21 protein-coding genes and 1 pseudogene are annotated in these 20694 nt (G+C 35.3%); 8 read left to right on the forward strand and 14 right to left on the reverse strand.

The window, feature by feature from the left end; all coding sequences use genetic code 11:
* Window positions 1-488: 488 nt before the first annotated feature.
* From A6M55_RS00910 to trxA, 5 genes are all read right to left on the reverse strand, one after another.
* Window positions 489-2804, reverse strand: coding sequence for a hypothetical protein (locus A6M55_RS00910; protein ID WP_082892885.1), 2316 nt, complete (start codon window positions 2802-2804; stop codon window positions 489-491).
* Window positions 2805-2869: 65 nt separating this feature from the next.
* Window positions 2870-3934 (reverse strand): FAD-binding oxidoreductase, encoded by a 1065-nt coding sequence (locus A6M55_RS00915; RefSeq protein ID WP_064196166.1) that lies wholly within the window; start codon window positions 3932-3934, stop codon window positions 2870-2872.
* A 43-nt stretch (window positions 3935-3977) separates the two neighbouring features.
* Window positions 3978-4670: a (d)CMP kinase gene (cmk, locus tag A6M55_RS00920; protein ID WP_015029432.1), complete on the reverse strand. Its 693-nt coding sequence runs from the start codon at window positions 4668-4670 to the stop codon at window positions 3978-3980.
* A gap of 293 nt (window positions 4671-4963) precedes the next feature.
* Window positions 4964-5572: a histidine kinase gene (locus A6M55_RS00925; protein ID WP_064196167.1), complete on the reverse strand. Its 609-nt coding sequence runs from the start codon at window positions 5570-5572 to the stop codon at window positions 4964-4966.
* A gap of 209 nt (window positions 5573-5781) precedes the next feature.
* A complete protein-coding gene (trxA, locus tag A6M55_RS00930) occupies window positions 5782-6498 on the reverse strand; it encodes a thioredoxin (RefSeq protein WP_064196168.1) in 717 nt (238 codons plus the stop codon).
* Between the two features lie 230 nt (window positions 6499-6728).
* Between trxA and A6M55_RS00935 the strand changes: the two genes are divergently transcribed.
* Window positions 6729-7919, forward strand: coding sequence for a M20 family metallopeptidase (locus A6M55_RS00935; RefSeq protein ID WP_064196169.1), 1191 nt, complete (start codon window positions 6729-6731; stop codon window positions 7917-7919).
* A gap of 202 nt (window positions 7920-8121) precedes the next feature.
* Window positions 8122-8424: a hypothetical protein gene (locus tag A6M55_RS00940; protein WP_156510955.1), complete on the forward strand. Its 303-nt coding sequence runs from the start codon at window positions 8122-8124 to the stop codon at window positions 8422-8424.
* Window positions 8425-8505: 81 nt separating this feature from the next.
* On the opposite strand, the gene A6M55_RS00945 is transcribed toward A6M55_RS00940, so the two are convergent.
* Both A6M55_RS00945 and A6M55_RS00950 read right to left on the reverse strand, forming a co-directional pair.
* Entirely contained in the window at window positions 8506-9402 is an 897-nt protein-coding gene (locus A6M55_RS00945; protein ID WP_064196170.1) for a DUF58 domain-containing protein, read from the reverse strand.
* Between the two features lie 2 nt (window positions 9403-9404).
* On the reverse strand, window positions 9405-10004 hold the full coding sequence (locus A6M55_RS00950; protein WP_064196171.1) for a septal ring lytic transglycosylase RlpA family protein: 600 nt from the start codon (window positions 10002-10004) through the stop codon (window positions 9405-9407).
* 227 nt (window positions 10005-10231) lie between these two features.
* Between A6M55_RS00950 and A6M55_RS00955 the strand changes: the two genes are divergently transcribed.
* From A6M55_RS00955 to A6M55_RS00965, 3 genes are all read left to right on the forward strand, one after another.
* On the forward strand, window positions 10232-10582 hold the full coding sequence (locus A6M55_RS00955) for a DUF3276 family protein (RefSeq protein ID WP_015029439.1): 351 nt from the start codon (window positions 10232-10234) through the stop codon (window positions 10580-10582).
* 255 nt (window positions 10583-10837) lie between these two features.
* On the forward strand, window positions 10838-11941 hold the full coding sequence (gene ychF, locus A6M55_RS00960; protein ID WP_015029440.1) for a redox-regulated ATPase YchF: 1104 nt from the start codon (window positions 10838-10840) through the stop codon (window positions 11939-11941).
* A 357-nt stretch (window positions 11942-12298) separates the two neighbouring features.
* Window positions 12299-12874 (forward strand): hypothetical protein, encoded by a 576-nt coding sequence (locus A6M55_RS00965; protein ID WP_064196172.1) that lies wholly within the window; start codon window positions 12299-12301, stop codon window positions 12872-12874.
* A gap of 73 nt (window positions 12875-12947) precedes the next feature.
* Here the strand turns inward: A6M55_RS00965 and mog are convergent, their stop codons facing one another.
* From mog to rplU, 4 genes and pseudogenes are all read right to left on the reverse strand, one after another.
* Window positions 12948-13472, reverse strand: a complete 525-nt coding sequence (gene mog / locus A6M55_RS00970; RefSeq protein ID WP_015029442.1) for a molybdopterin adenylyltransferase — start codon at window positions 13470-13472, stop codon at window positions 12948-12950.
* 117 nt (window positions 13473-13589) lie between these two features.
* Window positions 13590-14186, reverse strand: a complete 597-nt coding sequence (locus A6M55_RS00975; protein ID WP_015029443.1) for a NifU family protein — start codon at window positions 14184-14186, stop codon at window positions 13590-13592.
* 271 nt (window positions 14187-14457) lie between these two features.
* Window positions 14458-14715, reverse strand: a complete 258-nt coding sequence (gene rpmA / locus A6M55_RS00980; protein WP_015029444.1) for a 50S ribosomal protein L27 — start codon at window positions 14713-14715, stop codon at window positions 14458-14460.
* 87 nt (window positions 14716-14802) lie between these two features.
* A pseudogene (gene rplU, locus A6M55_RS00985) lies at window positions 14803-15121 on the reverse strand (50S ribosomal protein L21).
* 194 nt (window positions 15122-15315) lie between these two features.
* Here rplU and A6M55_RS00990 point away from each other — a divergent pair.
* Window positions 15316-15753: a CBS domain-containing protein gene (locus A6M55_RS00990; protein WP_015029446.1), complete on the forward strand. Its 438-nt coding sequence runs from the start codon at window positions 15316-15318 to the stop codon at window positions 15751-15753.
* Between the two features lie 79 nt (window positions 15754-15832).
* On the opposite strand, the gene A6M55_RS00995 is transcribed toward A6M55_RS00990, so the two are convergent.
* On the reverse strand, window positions 15833-16462 hold the full coding sequence (locus tag A6M55_RS00995; RefSeq protein WP_015029447.1) for an HNH endonuclease: 630 nt from the start codon (window positions 16460-16462) through the stop codon (window positions 15833-15835).
* A 127-nt stretch (window positions 16463-16589) separates the two neighbouring features.
* Window positions 16590-18059, reverse strand: a complete 1470-nt coding sequence (gene murC / locus A6M55_RS01000; protein WP_015029448.1) for a UDP-N-acetylmuramate--L-alanine ligase — start codon at window positions 18057-18059, stop codon at window positions 16590-16592.
* Window positions 18060-18333: 274 nt separating this feature from the next.
* Between murC and A6M55_RS01005 the strand changes: the two genes are divergently transcribed.
* On the forward strand, window positions 18334-19821 hold the full coding sequence (locus tag A6M55_RS01005; protein WP_015029449.1) for a decarboxylase: 1488 nt from the start codon (window positions 18334-18336) through the stop codon (window positions 19819-19821).
* 98 nt (window positions 19822-19919) lie between these two features.
* On the forward strand, window positions 19920-20045 hold the full coding sequence (locus A6M55_RS17620) for a hypothetical protein (RefSeq protein ID WP_015029450.1): 126 nt from the start codon (window positions 19920-19922) through the stop codon (window positions 20043-20045).
* Between the two features lie 19 nt (window positions 20046-20064).
* Here A6M55_RS17620 and A6M55_RS01010 read toward each other — a convergent pair whose 3' ends face one another.
* Window positions 20065-20583 carry an HAD-IIIA family hydrolase gene (locus A6M55_RS01010; RefSeq protein ID WP_015029451.1) on the reverse strand — a complete coding sequence of 173 codons (519 nt, stop codon included), beginning with the start codon at window positions 20581-20583 and terminating at the stop codon, window positions 20065-20067.
* Between the last annotated feature and the right edge of the window lie 111 nt (window positions 20584-20694).

Here is a 20694-nt window from a genome sequence, read left to right on the forward strand (position 1 = left end):
GCTTGGATTGCACGTTTTGTAAAATTGTATTTCATTGGCAAGTTTTTTACACGTAATAAAATGCTCAAAAAAAATTGTAACAGCACGTACGAACTTTTATTTTGAGCAGAGATTAAGGCGTATTAGAATTATCATCTAAAGCATATCCAAAACTGTGCCAGTTCTTTTTAAAAGGTATCATTATCTTAAAAACACCGCAAAATAGCGATTATTTCAGGAATGTGGTGGTGAAGGGTGTTTAAAAAAAGTAAAAGCGTGGTAGGATTTTAAACAAAATTTCCATTTTGTGAAATTAGATAAAAAAATCACAAAATCAAGAGATTATCCTTTAGGATTTTTTTTGAAGAATTGGGTTTGAATTTTAAGTAAAATATTGCCTAAAATGAAGGTACTTATTCATTACACTTTGCATTATTTGAAGTACTTACAATAATGCAAAAACACCCGTTTGGGCGGGTGTTTTTGTAAAGAATTTTATCAGTGATAAATTAAAAGTCATAACCTAATGAAAGATAAAGTTTTGGTGAAGAAACCTCTTTATCTTCAAGTCCCCATGCATAATCAGCTTTTACAAAATAGCCTAGGATAGTCGTACGAACACCAAATCCATAGCCTACTAAAAATGGGTTTTTAAAATTCGTTACAGTAGCTCTAAATGAGTTTGTTCCACCTCCAATAACTTCTGTATTTAAGCTATTTTGGCGATTAAATGGCCCTTTATTACCATACCATGCAGTACCCACATCGGTAAAACCAACAAATTGAAGATTACGTAAGAAATTAGAAGTAAGCGAGCCTTTTGATACATATTGTGCTAATGGTAATCGTAGCTCAAGATTAGTAAGTAAATGACTTGTACCGTATAATTTTGCAAAATTAAAACCTCTTAAATTACCCGAAAAATCATAAAATAGAATATCTCTCAAGTCTCTTGGCACGCCAACTGTTTGCCCATTGCTTGGCTCAATTGTGCGGTTAATAGCATTCTCAACCCCTCCGAGCATCGTTACTTTTGGTGAGTTACCTAGCGAACGACTGTAAGAAATACGACCGGCAAGAATCAAACTTCCGAAAAGTTTATGGTAATGACGAGCATCTATGACCATTCGGCTAAAGTTTTCATTTTTGTTGTTGAAACTATACGAACGGTCAATACGAATTTTAGCTCTTGTACCAATGAGTACTTTACTAAATAGCGGGCTTGTATCATCATAAACAAGCTCACCTCTAAAGCCCATGTAAATAGATTGTAGATTTTTCTTACCTAAATCAGCAATGTCAATATCAGAGGTCGATAAAACATTAGGTGTGAAAACAGCTCTTAAATTCTGGCTGAATGGATAAGATGCATGAGCAGCGAATCGGTTGTAATATAAGCGGCGGTCAATACTTAATACAGTTGTATTTGGTGAATTGATATTTAAGGGGCGAAATAGATAAAGACTTCGATTATCCAATTCGCTTAAAGCAATCGAACGGCGTTGTATATCTACCCCCCAATCAACTCTTTTTACATTATTGTTATAACCTAAATATACATCATGATTACGAAGAACGGGGGTTATGAAAAGCCCAAGTTTGATACTATGATTTTCTAGTAAATCATTCATTACTAGGGTATTTTGCATGCCTAATCGTCTGACTGGGTCAACTAAAAACTCTGACTTTACATCATTGGCTATTACAATATTTTCATAAGCAACAGGGCCTTTAATCTTCAATGTTTCTTTGAATCTGCCAGTTTTTTGGGTAGTTTTATCAAGTGCTTCATTCTTGTTTTTTGTAGCTTCGGCTGCCAAAGATTTGATAATATTTTCAGCATCAAATTCATAGTTGTCAGTATCTACTTCTCCAGCTCCTAGCACAAGCTTTTCCTTCGTTTCAATTGTTTTTATTGAAGCATTGTTTTCTGCTTTTTTTAAATTACTATCTGTACTTTTTTCTTCACTATTGGCATACTGATTATTGATGTAGTACTCTCTCCATTCTTTTAGAAATCTGGTGTAGGATACGCCAAGTGTACTTGTAATACTCGATTCTTCCGTTCGAATAATTCGAGTAAGATTCAAAATATTTGAAATATTATCTTTACCGTATCGAAGGGCAATGTAATTCCAAATAGATTGGCCAATAATTTCTGCATCTTTTCCCTGTATGGTTTCGAGTTTTTTGTCTTTATTCTTTAAAATCGCCGTACGCATGCGGTCGAGGATGAGCGGATTTTCATTTTCTCCCGAAATATACGCAGATATCCCCGCCATATACCACTCTGGAACGGTTAGTAAAAGAGAGCTTTGTAATACTTCCTTCAAGCTTCCACCATAGAGCATGTCATAAACAAATAAACGTGCAATTTGACGAATTAACTGCTGTTTGAATTCTTCTTCATTGCCTTTGTATGCAATCTGAACGCGTGACTTTGCTAAATTTAGAATACTGCCATCTAAATCAATAGGTGCAGTAAGGCCAATATTACTTTGCTCTAATTCTTTGGGATTATTATACAAAAAAATCTTCATGGTGGTGAAGGGAGTATAACCAAGTAACTCGGTTATGCGGTCGTATTCTCCTTCTGCAATTTTTGCTGCATTCTGAGCAATCTTATCACCACTTCGATAGTAGTTAAATTCAAAGTTATTACTCCTAATTGTAAGCCATTCGAACCTTTTGTATTGGATACGACTTTTACCAAACTCTTCTTGTGTAGAAGAGAAATAGCTTTGTGCAGAAGCACTACCCATGCCCAATATAAGCATAAAGCAAATTCCAGTGCTTATTCGACGTAGAGTAAATAAATTTTCCATGCCTTTGTATATTTCCAAGAATATCCGATTTTGTGCTATTTCTGTTTAAAATGCACGCAATTATCTTACAACGAATATAACGAATAAAAACGCTCAATGTTAGCTTCGGCTATTAAAACTTTATTAGTTTCTAAAAAACCGAGCATTTCTTCGGCAAAGTAGGGTGCAAGCGAAACGCCCTTAGTACCGAGTCCGTTAAAGATATATACGTTATGATGCGTAGGATGGTTGCCCATGAATGGGCGGCGGTCTTTGGTAGTAGGCCTTATTCCTGCTTCTTGACTAGTAATTTGGTAAGGCAACGTAAGAAATTTACTTACTTTTGAGCTAATTAGTTCGAGACTACTTTCGGTAGGTTCCCAATCGAGACGGTCCCAGATGTAGGTTGAGCCAAATCTGCATTTTCCTTCAGAAAGGCGAATAATCCAGAAGCCTTGGTTGATAATTTCATTTATGCTATATCCTTCTACCTTAGCTATCAAGGTTTCGCCTTTGGCCGGATTAAAAGGAATCCAATTGAAGTAAGGATTTTGGGTTGAATAATATCCTTCGCAAAAGATAATTCGTTTGGCCTGAATATTTTTATAAGAAATATGGCTTTCAGATATTTTCAATTCAGAAAAATCAAGTTTTTCAGCTTGATAGTTTTCGTTTGTTTGAAAAAAAACTTTAAAATTACTGAGCATTAATGATACATCCACCCAACCCGCTGATGTAGTATAAAGTCCGCCTAATTCATTATTTATAGCAGAAAATAGGCTTGGGTTAGGTTGTACTATTCTAAGATAATTGCCCAAATCGTATTCATCAGTGAGTCGAAGAAAGTGCTTGCGTTGCTGCTCATTGGCAAATGGACGAAACAAGTTGGTCTCATGAAAGAAATTAGACTTAAATTCTTTTTCAAGGGAGGTGTAAAATTCTCTTTGAAAAGGGAAAATTGTATCTGCAAGCCAAGTTTTATCTAGATTTTTACCTGTAATTGGATTGAAAATTCCTCCTGCTACCGACGATGAGGTTGGTAATGTTTCATCGTTAAAAATCAAGACTTTCTTATTAGCTTTCATAAGCTTGTAAGCTAATATAGACCCCGCAATGCCTTGTCCTACAATAATATAATCAAGATTTTTCACGAATAATGTGAGCTTTTTTAGTTATGCTGCTGATTAAAAGGATTTATTTACCAAGAACCTTACTTAAAGCAGCATCTGATAATAGACAAACACTCTCTACTTGTTCGTCGAGTGTCATATATGAGGTATCAATTTCAATGGCATCTTCAGCTTTTCGAAGCGGGCTTTCTGCACGAGTGGTATCAATTAAATCCCTCTTTTTAATATTTTCGATAATGTCCTCAATATCAACTAGTTCGCCACGCTCGTTTAATTCAATTTGCCTACGATTAGCTCTGATGATTGGGTCGGCTGTCATAAAAATCTTCAATTCGGCATCGGGAAAAACAACAGTACCAATATCTCTTCCATCCATCACCACACCTTTCTTTTTTCCCATTTTTCTTTGTTGTGCAACCATTGCATGACGCACCGCTGGAATGGCACTTACTTCGCTAACTTTATTGGCAATATATAGTTTTCTGATTTCATCTTCTACATTAAGGCCATTCAAATAGGTTTCATTTCGGCCATCATGGGCGTTTCTTCTAAACTCAATCTGAATATTGTCTAAGGCCTTGGCTACTTCTTTATCATTTGTGAGTGTTACCAAATGCTGGTGAAAATAAAGGGTAACCGCTCGATACATAGCACCAGTATCGATATAGCTATAACCCAAACGTGCAGCTACTTTCTTGGCGGTCGTACTTTTGCCACAACTCGAATAGCCGTCAACGGCAATGGTAATTTTTTGCATTGAATAGGAATTTTTCTGCAAATAAAATCCTAATTTATCTAAGAAACAATGATAAAATGTAGGTTTAGTTGTAAATAATCAGTTGTTCGTAGAAAAACTAAATTTTAAAAACTTATTTTTGCAATAATCCAAGTTGAGTTTTATCCTCATCAAGAATGGCCCGAGTGAATTATTGATTTCCAAAATTTAAAGGCAGTTAGGCTCGACCCTGAGTTTGTAGAAAATGGGTATACATACACTTTTTCGGAAATTTAGCTCAAAATATAGGTATGTAAACAAAACTCTAAAAAGCGTTAGGCTGAATATTTATTTGGAATCTCTATCACAAAATTTGTACTGAATACATTGCTTTCAACTTTACAACAAAGCCTTTCACCCACCTTTTTTACAACCAGATGCAGCTTTAATTGGTTTTGTTGTTTTCTAATTAATTCCTCTACTTGTTTAAAAGCAAAAAGCGGTTTTACTTGAATATCCTCTGTTTTTATATTGGCTTCAATTTCCTGAAAAAACGAAAAATCTTCACCGACTCTCTTTTTTTCTAGTTCAAGATATAAAAGTATGGTTTCAATTTCTTGCGAAAGGGTAATGCTTTTTTGCTTCGAACTATTCGAAAGTGTTTTTAAAAGATTGGTAAATTCAGTCAAATACTGAGCTGCTTCTAGTGGGCTATGCTGCAAAATATATTGCTTTATTGAATTTAGATTTCCATATAAGAACTGCTGATTCCCCATAATACCTTCAAGTTCAATAATTTTTTCTAATAGCCCCGTTTCTGTTTTTTTCTTGAAATACTTTAACAAGCTAAAACCAAGCATAACCAAAAGAAGAAGCATAATAAGTCCATACCAAATCCAATCGGAAGTGATAAGTAAAATTATGAGGTAAGTTGGTTGTTTCATTTAAGCAGGCAAGGCTTATCGTTATTTTGTTTCAATATCTAAAGTTATTATACGTATAGCGATAAGCGAAGCCTAAATTAGTATTTGGTTGGTTTTTTGTGAAATTTGGTTGTTTTTTACGGAAATTTGGGAGCTGATGGCTCATAAAAAAAGGCAGTGTTTCTGTACTGCCTTTCTACCCGAAAATAAAAGTCTCAATTTCTTTAGCTTTATTTCAATTTGGTCAAAACCTGTTTTAACTCCGTTTCTTCCATTTCGCCAACTCCACGCCACACTTGTTTTCCATTTTTGATAATTACATAGGTTGGAATCTCATCGACTTTAAAAATAGTGGCAATGTTATCGCTCTTTTCCGCATCTATCTTCAGTAATTTGATGTTTTTGTGTTCATCGGCTATTTTATTCAAAATCGGATTCATTTTCTTGCAGGGGCCACACCATTCCGCATAAAAATCAACCAAAATAATTTTATTTTCTTTTATGATTTTGTCAAGGTTATCGAGGGTAAAAGCTGCAATTGGTTGAGTAGTTGTATTGTTTGATACATAAGGTTTGCTTGATGAAGTCCATTTAGCAAAACCTCCTGCCATATCATAGACTTCCTTATAGCCCAAATCTCGTAAAAATACTGCAGCATCGGTACTTCTTCTTCCTGAAAAGCAATAAACAAACACGGGTTTGGATTTATCTAATTTTGCTTTAATGAGGTCTTCAAATGTATCATCATTAAAATTTAGGTTGATAGCTCTTTTCAGATGTCCTCGTGAATATTCTTCAGGTGTGCGAACATCTAACAGTTGAGCATTTTCAATTTTTTCATGAAGTTTACGGTCAAATTCATTGATAGATAATAGGTATGGGTCTTGATTTTGACCAAAAGCATTTCCCATTAGAAGTAGTAAAACGATAAATTTAATCCGTTTCATTAGATTCAAAGATTTAAAGAATAGATGCAAACTAATCTACAAATTTCAAGCCAATTACTTATGTTTAATAATAACGAGGTGTTTCTGAGATTTCATTAAAATTTAAGCCTAAAATTGTAAAATACTAATGAATTATTTTTTAGTAGTACATCGACTTGTATTTTTGTGCATAGATTGTCCTTGCTTAAAGTTCGGACTGGGTTCTTTCATCATATATTAAATTATTTACCATGTCAATTGATTTAAAAATAAAGCAATTAGCCAAAGATTATGCAGCTGAGGTTGTGGCTAATCGCCGACATCTACATACAAATCCCGAGTTGTCTTTTCAAGAATATAATACTGCAAAGTTTGTGGCTCAAAGGCTTAAAGATATTGGTCTAACACCACAAGAAGGTATTGCAAATACTGGGGTGGTAGCTTTAGTTGAGGGTAAAAATCCTTCAAGTAAGGTAATTGGTTTACGGGCTGACATGGATGCCTTGCCTATTTTTGAGAAAAATGATGTGCCATATAAGTCGCAAAATGAAGGAGTGATGCATGCATGTGGGCATGATGTTCATACTTCATCATTGCTTGGAACTGCTAAAATACTTTATCAATTACGCGAGGAATTTGAAGGAACTGTGAAATTGGTTTTTCAACCAGCCGAAGAAAAAGCACCTGGTGGAGCATCAATTATGATTAAAGAAGGCGTACTTGAAAATCCTTCACCAGCAAGTATGCTTGGGCAGCATGTGGCACCCAATATTCCCGTTGGAAAAATTGGTTTTAGGGAAGGAATGTACATGGCTAGCACTGATGAAATATATATGACCATTAAAGGTAAAGGTGGACACGGAGCAATGCCTGACCAGCTGATTGACCCTGTGCTTATTGCGTCACATGTGATAGTTTCTTTACAGCAAATAATATCTCGAAACCGTAAGCCTGCTAATCCTTCGGTGCTATCTTTTGGTCGATTTATTGCTGATGGTGTGACAAACGTAATTCCGAATGAAGTTACGATTCAAGGCACATTCCGTTGCATGGATGAAGAATGGCGTGAAGATGGGCTTCGTCGTATGAAAAAAATGGCTGAGGGTATTTCAGAGGCAATGGGTGCTAAGTGTGAATTTGAAATTGTGAGAGGGTATCCTTTTTTAAAAAATCATCCAGAACTTACTCGCCGAATGAAGGCAGAAGCGATTAATTATATGGGAAGTGACAATGTAATTGACCTTGACCTTTGGATGGCAGGTGAAGATTTTGCGTTTTATTCTCAAGTGGTTGACTCGTGTTTCTATCGTCTTGGTACTCGCAATGAAGCCAAGGGGATTATTTCTGGAGTACATACACCTACTTTTGATATTGATGAGTCGGCTCTTGAGATTGGTCCTGGTTTAATGTCATGGTTGGCCATTAGAGAATTGCAACAATAAGGTGTGCAGAATTCCAGAATGACAAGTAATTCTACCACTTACTGGAAAATACACCGCCACTTACTGGATAGCATTGATTTACAGCCACTTTGGTGTCTTTTTGTACTAAGTCCGTTTAATAAGTTTTGAATCAAAAGGTTGCTTTTTTTAAATTATTGAGTGATTTTTGACGAAAAAAACTGCTAGGTTCATGAGGACTGTAATGATTATTATACAAATTTGTGGGGGACTAACTTTTATACCGTGGTTCATGATTGCGGGTTTGGCTTTTTTGGTTTTTGACTCACCAAGAACAACTCGTCGTTTTTTTCCTTGGGCTCTAATTTTTCTAGTTTATTCATATCCCTTCATTGTGGGCGGAAGTTATTGGTGGGCATGGTCAAGTGTAATTTTAGGAAATTATACAATTGGTTGTTTATGGAGCTGTTTGCCTTTGATAATTTTTATTTTAGGTTATTTCCTAATTGCCCAACGAACTGATTTATTGAAAAGATATAGAAGGTAGATTATCTAATAGTTATCATGTGAAAGCCTAACAAATCCTTTGAAATGTTAGGCTTTTTTATGTTTAGAGAAGATAGTTAGCTTATTTTCGTCTTTTTGCTAAAAAAGCAGATAAGATAGGGTCGAAGCCTTGATTAATATCAGCTTCAATAAAATCTATTTTATATTGTCCACATTTGAGTTTTAAATCATGATAAAACCCTTTGATGGCACTTTGATATTGTTCTTTTACCTGAGATGGTTGTGCTTTAACTTTTTCGCCTGTTTCTAAATCAATGAACTCGTACGGACGTTCTTCGAAATTAAAATCTTCTTCAGTATTTTTATCAATTACGTGAAAAAGCAATACTTCATGTAAGTTGTGGCGAAGATGCTGCATAGCCGAAAATAATCTTTCAGAATTGTTGATGTCATCAAACATATCGCTGAAAATAACAACTAATGAGCGTTTATGAATTTTTTCGGCAATTTCGTGGAGTGTATCCACAACGGAAGTTTTTTTCTGCGGCTTTGGTTTTTGGAGGAGTGTATCCAAATCCATGAAAATCTTGTGTATATGTGAAGGTGTAGATTTTACAGGGGTTTGAATCTCTATTTTATCGGAAAAACTAAGTAAACTTACGGCATCACGTTGTTTCTGAAGCATGTATGCTAAAGCTCCCGCAGCCAAAGTACTGAAAACAATTTTTCCATTATTTTTTTCTGGATAATACATCGAAGAAGATGTATCAATTAGTAAATGACAACGAAGATTGGTTTCCTCTTCATAACGTTTTACGTACAGTCGGTCAGTTTTAGCAAATACCTTCCAGTCGATATAGCGTGTACTTTCTCCAGTATTATAGAGTCGGTGTTCTGCAAATTCAACCGAAAATCCATGAAAAGGCGATTTATGTAAGCCAGTGATAAATCCTTCAACCAATTGTTTGGCTAAAAATTCAACATTGCCATATTCACGTATTTTTGCTAAATCTAACATAACTATTTCTTTTTCGTTGTGCTACTTGGCTTTTTGGCAGCTGCTTTTTTAGGGCTTGTTTTCTTTTTTGTTTGTTTTTTTACTGCCTTTTTTTTAGGCTTAGGAACTGTCTTTTTTAGCACATTGGGTGGATTTATCACCGCAATTTTATTTTCTTCTTCCGGCCCCACGAGGTTCATCGAATTTTCAATGATACTTTCTGGTCGAGTAATAATTACTACACCATTATCGCCTACAACCATTGCTTTAACTTTGGCTGTGCCGCTTTGAAACATATCAAGAAGTTCTGCAGCATCGTGCGAAACATCTAAAATTCTACTTCTTCTGAATGGCCCTCTATCATTAACTCTTACAATGCACCATTTATTGTTAGCCAAATTTGTTACTTCAAGCATCGTACCAAAAGGCAGCGATGGATGTGCACAAGTTAATTCACCTTTCTTCAAAATTTCACCACTTGCTGTTTTTCTGCCATAAAATTTCTTGCCATAATAGGAAGCTATTCCTGATGACTCAGAGCCTAAAACTGCGTTTTGACTGTATATAAATAGGGGTTTTGCTATTAAAAAGAGGAAAAATAAGCTTATTCTCTTCAATATCATTATTCGCTAAAGTTGATTACGAAGTGCATAGTTACGAATTTTTTCGCAATGACCGAAACAAAAAGATATTTCACCCCATCAGAAAAAGTAGTCTTAGGTATAAGTTTTGTATAGTTTGAAATGAAAATAATATAATTTTTAACTAAAAAACATTATAAAAATTTTTCATAAAAATAATTAAATTATATATTTGGAATTCATTCTAAACTCTAAAACCTAAAAGGATTGTGGAAAGAGAAGACAGAGACAAAATTTACTCCAAGCGTGTAAGAGCGGGTAAACGTACTTATTTCTTCGATGTAAGAAGTACTCGTTCGAGCGACTACTACCTAACTATTACTGAAAGCCGTCGTTTCCAAAAAGATGGTGGATTTGTTTTCGAAAAAAGCAAGATGTTCGTTTACAAAGAAGATTTCAACAAGTTCTTGGATGCACTTCAAGAAACAGTTGAGCACATTAAGAGCGAACTAATGCCTGATTACGATTTCGACCAATTCAAAAATGAAGAAACCAGCAATAATGCTGAAGCCCTCGATGACGATTATGCAAGTGGCGGTTCAGATTTAAAGTGGGATTAGTACCTCTGCCAAACACCATTTTCTTGTGATTGGTTATTAAACTAAACCTCTCACTAGTATATCTTTTTAAATACCTTTCTTAATAGGTGTTTGGAAAGATATTTTTTTATACTTCTCAAAGAACGATGTTCTCCTATTTAAAGCTGAATTAATGATTGATAATTGAGGCTTTTATCGTAATTTTGCACCCTCATTTAATAAATAAACTAAACAAAGGTTTGTATTGGCTCCAAACCAACAAACTATTATAAAAATATGGCTTTACAAGTCGGTATCGTAGGTTTGCCTAATGTAGGCAAATCGACTCTTTTCAATGCAGTATCTAATAGTGCAAAAGCACAGGCAAGTAATTATCGTTTTTGTACCATCGACCCTAACGTGGGTTTAGTTGATGTGCCAGATGAGCGTTTGAATAAATTAGCAGAATTAGTGAAACCTAATCGTATTGTTCCGACACAAATCGAAATTGTTGATATTGCTGGTTTAGTACGTGGAGCAAGTAAAGGTGAAGGTTTAGGTAATAAATTCTTAGGAAATATCCGTGAGGTAGATGCCATTATTCATGTAATCAGATGTTTTGAAGATGAAAATATCTTACGTGAAGAAGGTGCAATTAACCCCGTTAGCGATAAAGAAATTATCGATACTGAACTTCAATTGAAAGATTTGGAGAGTGTCGAAAAGAAAATGCAAAAAATTGAGAAACAAGCTCGTGTAGGAAATGATGCGAAAGCTAAAGCAGAATACGATGTTTTGAAGCGTTGCCAAGAATGGTTGATGCAAGGCAAAAGTGTTCGTGAATTAGGTCTTACGAAAGAAGAACTACCGGCCATTGCTGATTTATTTTTGCTTTCTATCAAACCTGTTCTTTATGTAGCCAACGTAGATGAAGCTTCGATGCTTACTGGAAACCAATATTCGGAGGCACTACAAAAGGTTGCTGATGCAGAAAAAGCACAAATGATAGTCTTGAACAACTCGGTAGAAGCTCAAATCACCGAATTAGAAGATGCCGATGATAAACTAATGTTCTTGGAAGAATATGGTTTAACCGAACCGGGTTTAAATCGTTTGATTCGTTCGGCGTATAAACTTTTAAATTTACGCACGTATTTCACGGCGGGTGTACAAGAAGTAAGAGCTTGGACCATACAAGAAGGTTGGAAAGCCCCACAAGCTGCTAGTGTGATTCACACCGATTTTGAAAAAGGTTTTATCAAAGCTGAAGTAATTGCTTTTGCAGATTACGTGAAGCATGGTTCTGAAGCTGCTTGTCGTGACGCTGGTCGTCTAAGAATTGAAGGAAAAGAATACGTAGTTGCTGATGGTGATGTGATGCACTTCAGATTTAATGTATAGAAAATAAATTCAAATATTTGAATACAACATGGCACGTCTTACTTTTTGTAGGCGTGCCATATTTTTTTACTTATGATTATTATCGCTGGAGTTTCTTATCAACTTTTCTCTGCTTGGAAAAAATTTGTGTATTTTCTGTAATGTAATTTTATTATAATATCATACATCGAAATAGTAATAGGATTAAAAAAAGGTTAATTCTTGCGTGTTTTATGATAAATCTTTAGTTGTTAACGTTTAAACAGAAAAATATGCTTAAAAGTATTGCAACTTCTTTTAGAGTTTACTTACATTTGGCAGATTTTATTCCAATAGACTAAAGTTAAACATTTACAAAAATCAAAACCAATTAACAACATGAAAAACTTATTTTCACTATTATTTATGTGCTTTTTGAGTTTGGCTGTCATGACTTCAACAGCTCAAGATGAGAAGAAAGGCTCAAAGGGTGGTTCGAAGGGAAAGGCAAAGACAGAAAAAGCAGATAAAAAAGATAAGCCAGAAAAAGAAAAGGCTGATAAGAAAGATAAAGCAGACAAAAAAGAAAAGGCCGATAAAAAAGAAAAATCAGATGCTAAGGAAAAAGCAACTGACAAAAAGGATAGAGCCGACAAAAAGGATAAAGCTGATAAAAAAGATAAATCAGACGCGAAGGAAAAATCGACTGATAAAAAAGAAAAGACAGAAAAAGTAGATAAAAAAGAGAAAAAGGCCAACGATAAAGACAATACTGTTAAGCCCGCTCCAAAGCCAAATACCAAAGATGATAGCAAAGAAGCAGATGCTTCTACTCGTAAGAAAGTAGCGGGTGCTGACAAGCAAATTGGTAAAGACGAGAAAGGCCGTACTATCTTCCAAGGGCCTCGTGGTGGACAGTATTATATCAATTCAAATGGTAATAAGACTTATTTGAAGGCAGATGGTAAACTGTAATTAGTCGAAGTCATAAATAAAATCCCCAGTTCCTAAAAGAATTGGGGATTTTATTTATATAAGCTTTTAGAAACTAAGCTTTAGGTCTAAATTCTTTCATCACTTCTTGATTACACACCAAATAAGGCCCTTCTATTAAATCAATACAATAAGGAATAGCAGGGAAAACCGCATCGAGACATTGACGTATCGCTTTAGGTTTACCCGGTAGGTTTACAATTAACGATTTATTTCTAATTCCAGCAGTTTGGCGTGAAAGAATGGCAGTTGGAACATACTTAAGGCTTTCTTGACGCATTAATTCGCCAAAACCAGGCATCATTTTCTGGCACACCGCTTCGGTTGCCTCAGGTGTAACATCGCGAGGGGCAGGGCCAGTACCTCCAGTGGTTACTATCAAGCAGCAGCCGTGCTCATCGGCCATTTCAATGAGGGTTTTAGAAATTAAATCTTGCTCGTCAGGTATTACCTTGTAAACGGTTTCAAAATCAGAAACTAAATATTCTTTTAGGGTTTCTACCACTGCTTTTCCTGGAATATCTTCATAAATACCCGCACTTGCACGGTCAGAAACATTAATTACACCTATTTTTATCATTTTATGTTTGTTTATTTCTATGCTAAAAAACGAGTGGTAAATTTAATAAAAAACCTGCAAGAGGGTATATTTCTCTTGCAGGCCTAAATTTAGAAAATTGCGTACTTATTGAATTTCTTAGATTCCTTCAGCTACTACTTCTTTCACTTCAGGGACCATTGTTTTTAATAAACGCTCGATACCATCTTTAAGTGTAATTGTTGATGAAGGGCAACCACTACAAGAGCCTTGAAGATAAACCTTTACTTGGCCTGAAATTTCATCAAATGAAGCAAAATTAATGGCTCCACCATCTGATTCTACCGCAGGACGAACGTATTGGTCGAGCGTAGATTTTATTTTAGCTATTACTGCCGTATCATTTGCATCAACAATAAGCGTGTTTTTATCAATAGTTTTTTGAGCAAATACTAAATTGTTTTGCTCGAAGAAAATCTTCAAGAATTTCTTAATATCATAAACCACATCTTCCCATTCTGTTTCATCATCTTTAGTGATTGTAATGAAATTTGAGGCGATGAAAATACGGCGAATGAATGGAAATTGAAATAAATCGCCTGCCAATGGAGAAGCCTTAGATTCTTCGGCAGTTGAGGCGATTGTTGGATAATCAAATGAAAGTCCTTCGGGAGCAAGTTCGAAGTTCAATACAAATTTCATCGAATTTGGATTCGGACTTAGCTCAGTATAAATCATTACTTGTCTTTGCAACATTGTTTTGTGAGTTCTGAGTGAGTAAACGTATGAATAAATTATATGTTTAATTTATTTTCAGTTTATGATACACCTGATATTTATATGAATTACTTAGTTAGGAATGCAATAGACTTTGCGATATTGCCTAATTGCCATAACTTTTCAACAAATATAATATGAAATTAGTTTGAATTTGGCATAAAAAAACCTGTCAGTCTGCTGACAGGTTTCTTATTATAGACTGAAGAATATTGACTACTCAACGTCTGGGCGGCGAACCGCAATTTAATTAAGCTTCTGCTACAACGCTTACAAATGATTTGCCGTCACGTCCTTTTTTGAACTCAACAACACCATCTGTCAATGCAAATAAAGTATGGTCACGACCGATACCTACGTTTGCACCTGCATTGTGTCTTGTACCACGTTGACGTACGATGATATTTCCAGCGATTGCTGTTTGACCACCGAACAATTTAACGCCTAAGCGTTTGCTTTCTGATTCGCGACCGTTTTTCGACGAACCTACACCTTTTTTGTGTGCCATGATTTCTTGAAATATTAACCTACTTATTTCTGAGAAACTTGCAGGTGTGATGAATGAATATTTTAAATTAATTTCAGAGGGATAAAATTATCCAACGATTTCGTCGATTTGAATTTTAGTCAAATACTGACGGTGACCGTTCTTCTTAACAAAAAAAATATCCTTTACGACGCTTTTTCTTGAAAACGATTACTTTTTCGCCTTTCAAGTGCTCTAAGATGGTTGCTTTTACTGAAGCACCACTAACAGTCGGAGTACCTACTGATACTGCTCCGCTGTTGTCAACAAGAAGAACCTTGTCGAATACAAGTGCAGCGTTCACATCACCTTCTAATCTATGTGTATAGAGTGTGCGACCCTTTTCTACTTTAAATTGCTGCCCTGCGATTTCTACGATTGCGTACATGATTTTGAATTATAATTTACAATTATCTGATTAATTTTTCCAATTGATGCTTTCTTCTTGGGGGAAGAAACTCCATTTGGGGTTGCAAAGTTAAAGAAATAATTTTATTTTTCAAACTATTGTTTTATTTGATTTTATTTAGCATATTGTATTCAATTCACTATTCATAATCGCTTTAACCCTTAAATTAACTCATGAAAATCCGTCAAATTTTACAAGGTAAGAAGATTAACGCTCTTTTTTCAGTAACTTCAAGTACAACAGTATATGATGCGTTGGTTGAGATGGCCGATAAGAACATTGGAGCCGTATTGGTCATTGATGAGGGTAAGTTATCGGGTATATTTTCAGAGCGTGATTATGCTCGGAAAATTGTATTGAAGGGTCGTCATTCAGATGATACACCAGTGAGTGATGTAATGACAGCTAATGTGATTACGGTTGAAATGGAGGATAAACTTGAAATGGCCATGCAGATAATGTCTGAAAAACACATTCGTCACCTTCCAGTAATGGAGAATGCCATTTTAGTAGGAATCATTTCTATCAACGATGTTGTTTCTTCGATTATTCAAGAGCAAAAATCTCAAATAGCTTCTTTACAAGGCTATATTTCAGGTAATTATGCATAAGCGGCATGTAAATATATACTTATTGATCCAAAAAAAAAGGTAAGACTCAAAAGTCTTACCTTTTTCTTTGGATGTATGTTTAAACAGTTACGTGTCGCCACAGTTTACCGGTCTTTATGCGATAAATACCCATTTCTGATAAACCAAATTGCTTAGCAAGAAGCGATTGCTTAGTTTTACCTTCTAATATTTTTCTTTTAATAAGACGAACCCTGTCGATAGTTAGCTTCTGGCCTTTTTGGACAGGTGTGTAGTGCTCACTTTTCTTGAAATGAGCCCAAGCTTCTTCCTTAGAAGCCCATTTTAAGTTGCTTACTTCGTTGTTATACTTGTCGTGGTCGAGGTGGATTACTTGCTCATCATCTTCTCCTGGAGGACCTAAAAATAATTCAGCGATAATGTTATGAACCGGGAATGACAAATTTTTAGATTCACTAATCGGTTTACCTTTCACTCCAATTTTATCACCAACAAAATACACTTTTAATGCTAAACGCAAGCCACTTGTTGGGTTTCCTTTGCTGGGTTTTAAGATGTAACCATCTTCGTGTAAATCTTTGTAAAACGAGGCTATTCTGCCTAAGTTTGAGGCCATATAGCGGCGTTTTGCCCCCTTTGGCTTGAATTCCTTCCAAATTTCATTCGGATAAGAACTAAACCGAATTGTTGCTCTCAAAGGAGGGATTGGCTTCTTTTTAACTTCTTCCATCTTTCTTTACAATTTTAATATCCATAACTAAATGAATAGAAAATCTTTTTATCCATAGAAACTGAATTTCAGCAGGTATGGTTTTTTAGTCACGGCACTTTTTATAACGAAAGCGTATGGATTTTTATTAACCTTCAAAAACCTTTTTGAAAGTAGAAAGCAAGCCCGACCATGAATTATCCTCTTTAGGCTCAGATATCACTTTTACTTTCGGAAATTCTTCGATAACCTCTTTAGCTAATATACCTTGACCTAATTGGGCCAAATCAATTCCTCCAAATGTGCCTGATGACATCATGAGTAGATTAGTTTGGAACCAGTTTTGGCTCATTAAGAAATCTTTTAGTTGTTGAGCATCAGTAAATACCATTAGATTGTCATCACCAAAAGACTTTTTAATATCATCTGGTGTAATCATCGGTAAACGTCTCATTTCTAAGGTGTGAGGAGTATAAAATACGATAGCCGTATCGGCACTATCCATTTTTCCTTCATATTGTGGCAAGAAATCTTTATTCAAGCTACTGAAAGTATGTAGCTCATAACATGCTACTAATCGGCGATTAGGGAATAAAGATTTAGTTGCTTTGGTAGTGGCTTCAAGCTTTGAAGGGGCATGAGCGAAGTCGCGATAGATAAGTGTATTGGCGTTTTCGCCTAATTTCTCTAAGCGTTTTGAAGCTCCAGAAAAATGTTGGATTGCCTGATAGAACTCTTCATCGGTGATGCCTAAACGGTCAAGAATAATCTTAGCACCGTTGAGGTTTTTCATATTGTGTTCACCAAAAATTTGTAGTGCTACTTCTCCTTCTTTTGTTAACAAAATGCACTTTCCATTTTCAACTTTGTAAGGATGTGCTTTGTAAGGAAACTTCGATACATCTAATCGGTCTTTTTCGCCAATTACTTTTACAATATCATCAGTCTCATCATACACGATACTTCCAGCCTTAGGAAGTCCATCGGCTAATTCTTCGAATGTATGTACGTAGCTATCAAAAGTAGTGAAGATATTGAAGTGGTCCCATGCGATACCACTGAGTAGGCAAATATGTGGGTGATAGAATAAGAATTTCGATTTAAGATGAATTTTTGATTCTGGGTATTCATCACCTTCAATGATAATCACTGGAGCGTCATCGCTTAGTTGTACCATCACATCGAATCCTTCTATCTGTGCACCTACTAGATAATCGAATTTACGATTGTAATATTTTAATACGTGCAAAATTATACTGGTAATACTGGTTTTTCCGTGGCTACCAGCAATTACTACACGTTGTTTGTTTTGACTTTGTTCGTAGATATACTCTGGGAAAGAATATATTTTTAGTCCTAGTTCTTGAGCCTTGGCCAGTTCAGGGTTATCAGCAAAAGCGTGCATTCCTAAAATGACTGCATCTAAATCGGCCGTGATTTTTTCAGGAAACCAGCCCAATTCAGCAGGAAGAATACCTACAGCTGCCAAGCGACTTTTTGAGGGGTCGTTGATTTCATCATCAGAACCAGTAACTTGATACCCTTTTTTGTGTAAAGCAAGGGCAAGATTGTGCATAACAGCACCACCAATAGCTATGAAATGTATTTTTTTCGACATATAAAAAAGCTATCAGCCGTTAGCGAATGGCTATTGGCTTTTAAAATTTTAGTTCAAAAGTGTAGTTTTTCAACTATTAAGAAAAATTTGTTTAGCTAAATAATAATAACTAAATGCTTATAGTTAAAAGAAGCTAATAAATTCATTGCAAAGTTCTTAATTTAATATGACATTTGCACATAATTTTCAAATTTCCATCACCTGCCGTTTTGAGGCACCAAAAATTTATTAGTGGATTTATTGGTTACTTAATCAATAGCACTACTTTTTAAATATGAAACGTTACATAGACCTTATCGAGCAAACTTTTGAGTTTCCGACACGTGAGTTTGGTGTTGATGAAAACCATACTTTGTTATTTAATAATGTTCGCTTAACCGATATTATTAAAGAGTATGGTACACCTCTGAAAATTACGTACTTGCCAAAGATAGCAGAACATATTGATAATGCAAGGCTACTTTTCAGAAATGCCATGAAAAAGTATAATTACAAAGGAAGTTATACTTATTGTTATTGCACGAAATCGTCGCATTTTCGTTTCATTATCGAAACTGCCCTCAAGAATAATGTTCACCTCGAAACCTCTTCTTCTTTCGATATGGACATTATCAGAGCCTTGTATGAGGAAGAAAAAATTAATAAGAATACATACATTATTTGTAATGGCTATAAACGCCCGAGGTATTTGGAAGAAATTTCGGCTTTGCACAATGATGGTTTTGTAAACTGTATTCCGATTTTAGATAATCTTAAGGAAATTGATTATTATTTAGAGCACTCGAAAGCAGAAGCGGTGAATTTAGGTATCAGAATTGCTACCGATGAAGAACCGAACTTTGCATTTTACACTTCTCGTTTGGGTGTTCGCTATAACGATGTCAATAGCTTATATTTGGAAAAAATTAAGCCAAATCCGAGATTTAAACTTAAAATGCTTCATTTCTTTATCAACGCAGGTATTAAAGATAATGCCTATTATTGGTCAGAATTGACACGCTTTATGTTTAAATACTGCGAAATGAAAAAGCTTTGCCCTGAACTTGATTCTATTGATATTGGTGGCGGTTTACCGATTCAAACTTCGCTTGTATTCAATTATGATTATCAGGCGATGATTGATGAAATTATTGAAAATATCCAGTGGATTTGTAATAAAAATAACGTTCCAGTACCACATATTTTTACCGAATTTGGTAGCTATACAGTGGGCGAGAGTGGGGCAGTTATTTATAAAGTAATTGATAAAAAACAACAAAACGACCGTGAGCTTTGGTACATGATTGATGGTTCGTTTATTACTCAATTACCAGATTCGTGGGGGATTGGTCAAAAGTATATCATGATGCCAGTAAATAACTGGGATAGTCCGTACGAAAAAGTAAATCTTGGTGGATTAACCTGCGATTCGGCCGATTTTTATAATACAGAGGCTCATTCGGAAGATTTATATTTGCCAATTTTTGACATTGATAACGAAGACCAGTATATTGGATTCTTCCATACGGGTGCTTACCAAGAATCATTGGGGGGCTACGGTGGTATTCAGCACTGTTTAATTCCAGCTCCGCAACACGTATTGGTAAACTTAGATGATGAAGGTAATATTATTACGGAATTATTTTCGCCTGAGCAAGACAGCGATTCGATGATGAAAATATTGGGCTTTAAAGATAAAAAGAGTGAGCCTGCAAAAATTACTACTCCAGCCAAAAAAGCTAAGAAAAATGCGGAAGAGATGGTAGAAGAAGCTGCTTCGTAAAATATTTTATTTAGTAGTACGTTTAAATAAAAAAACTTTGTGTAGTACCTAAAAATTCTACACAAAGTTTATATCAAAAGACCCAAAATAAAATTCTAATGAAAGTTAAATTACTGATTTTTAGCTTAATTGTGGTTGCTTCAATGGCTTCATGCAAACGCCAACAATGCCCTGCCTACGGTAAAACAGCTCCAAAAAATACCATTGAGAAACGCCACGCATAATTTGAGTATCAGCTCAAAATTAGGCAAGGGTTGTGATGAAACGTGAAGCTTCTAGCAGACTGCCAAATTGCCAGTCAGCTAAGTCTGTTGTTTCCTTCCCTCCCGTAATATGTATGGTTTTTACACCAGCTTTTTTCCCTGCTTTTACATCACGCTCGGCATCACCAATCATAAAAGATTGTGTAGAGTCAATTTGATATTTAGCCATTGCCTTTTCAAGCATGAGCGAATCAGGTTTACGTAAAAGAGAATTTGAGGTGTAATTAGGATGGTGTTTGGCAAAGTATAAATCGTCAATAATGCCACCACATTCTGCTTGTAGTATTTCATGAAAATCTCGTACTAGATTTTCGGTATATAGACCTTTAGCTATGCCCGCTTGATTGGTTACAACGATAAGCATGTATCCTGCTTTTTTTAGTAGCGAGAGACCTTCTATAACTCCTTCGCGAATTACGAAATCTTCCCTTCGACTAACGTAGTCGTGTTGCTCTTCATTTAATACACCATCTCGGTCAAGGAAAATACACTTTTTCATGCAGCAATGTTTAATGGTACAAAGAAAAGAAAAAATATAAATATTTTTGAACAATATACTTCAAAAAATTATTATTCAATGGTTTTAGATATTATTTTTGACAAACAAACT

Source organism: Emticicia sp. MM, from assembly GCF_001649495.1.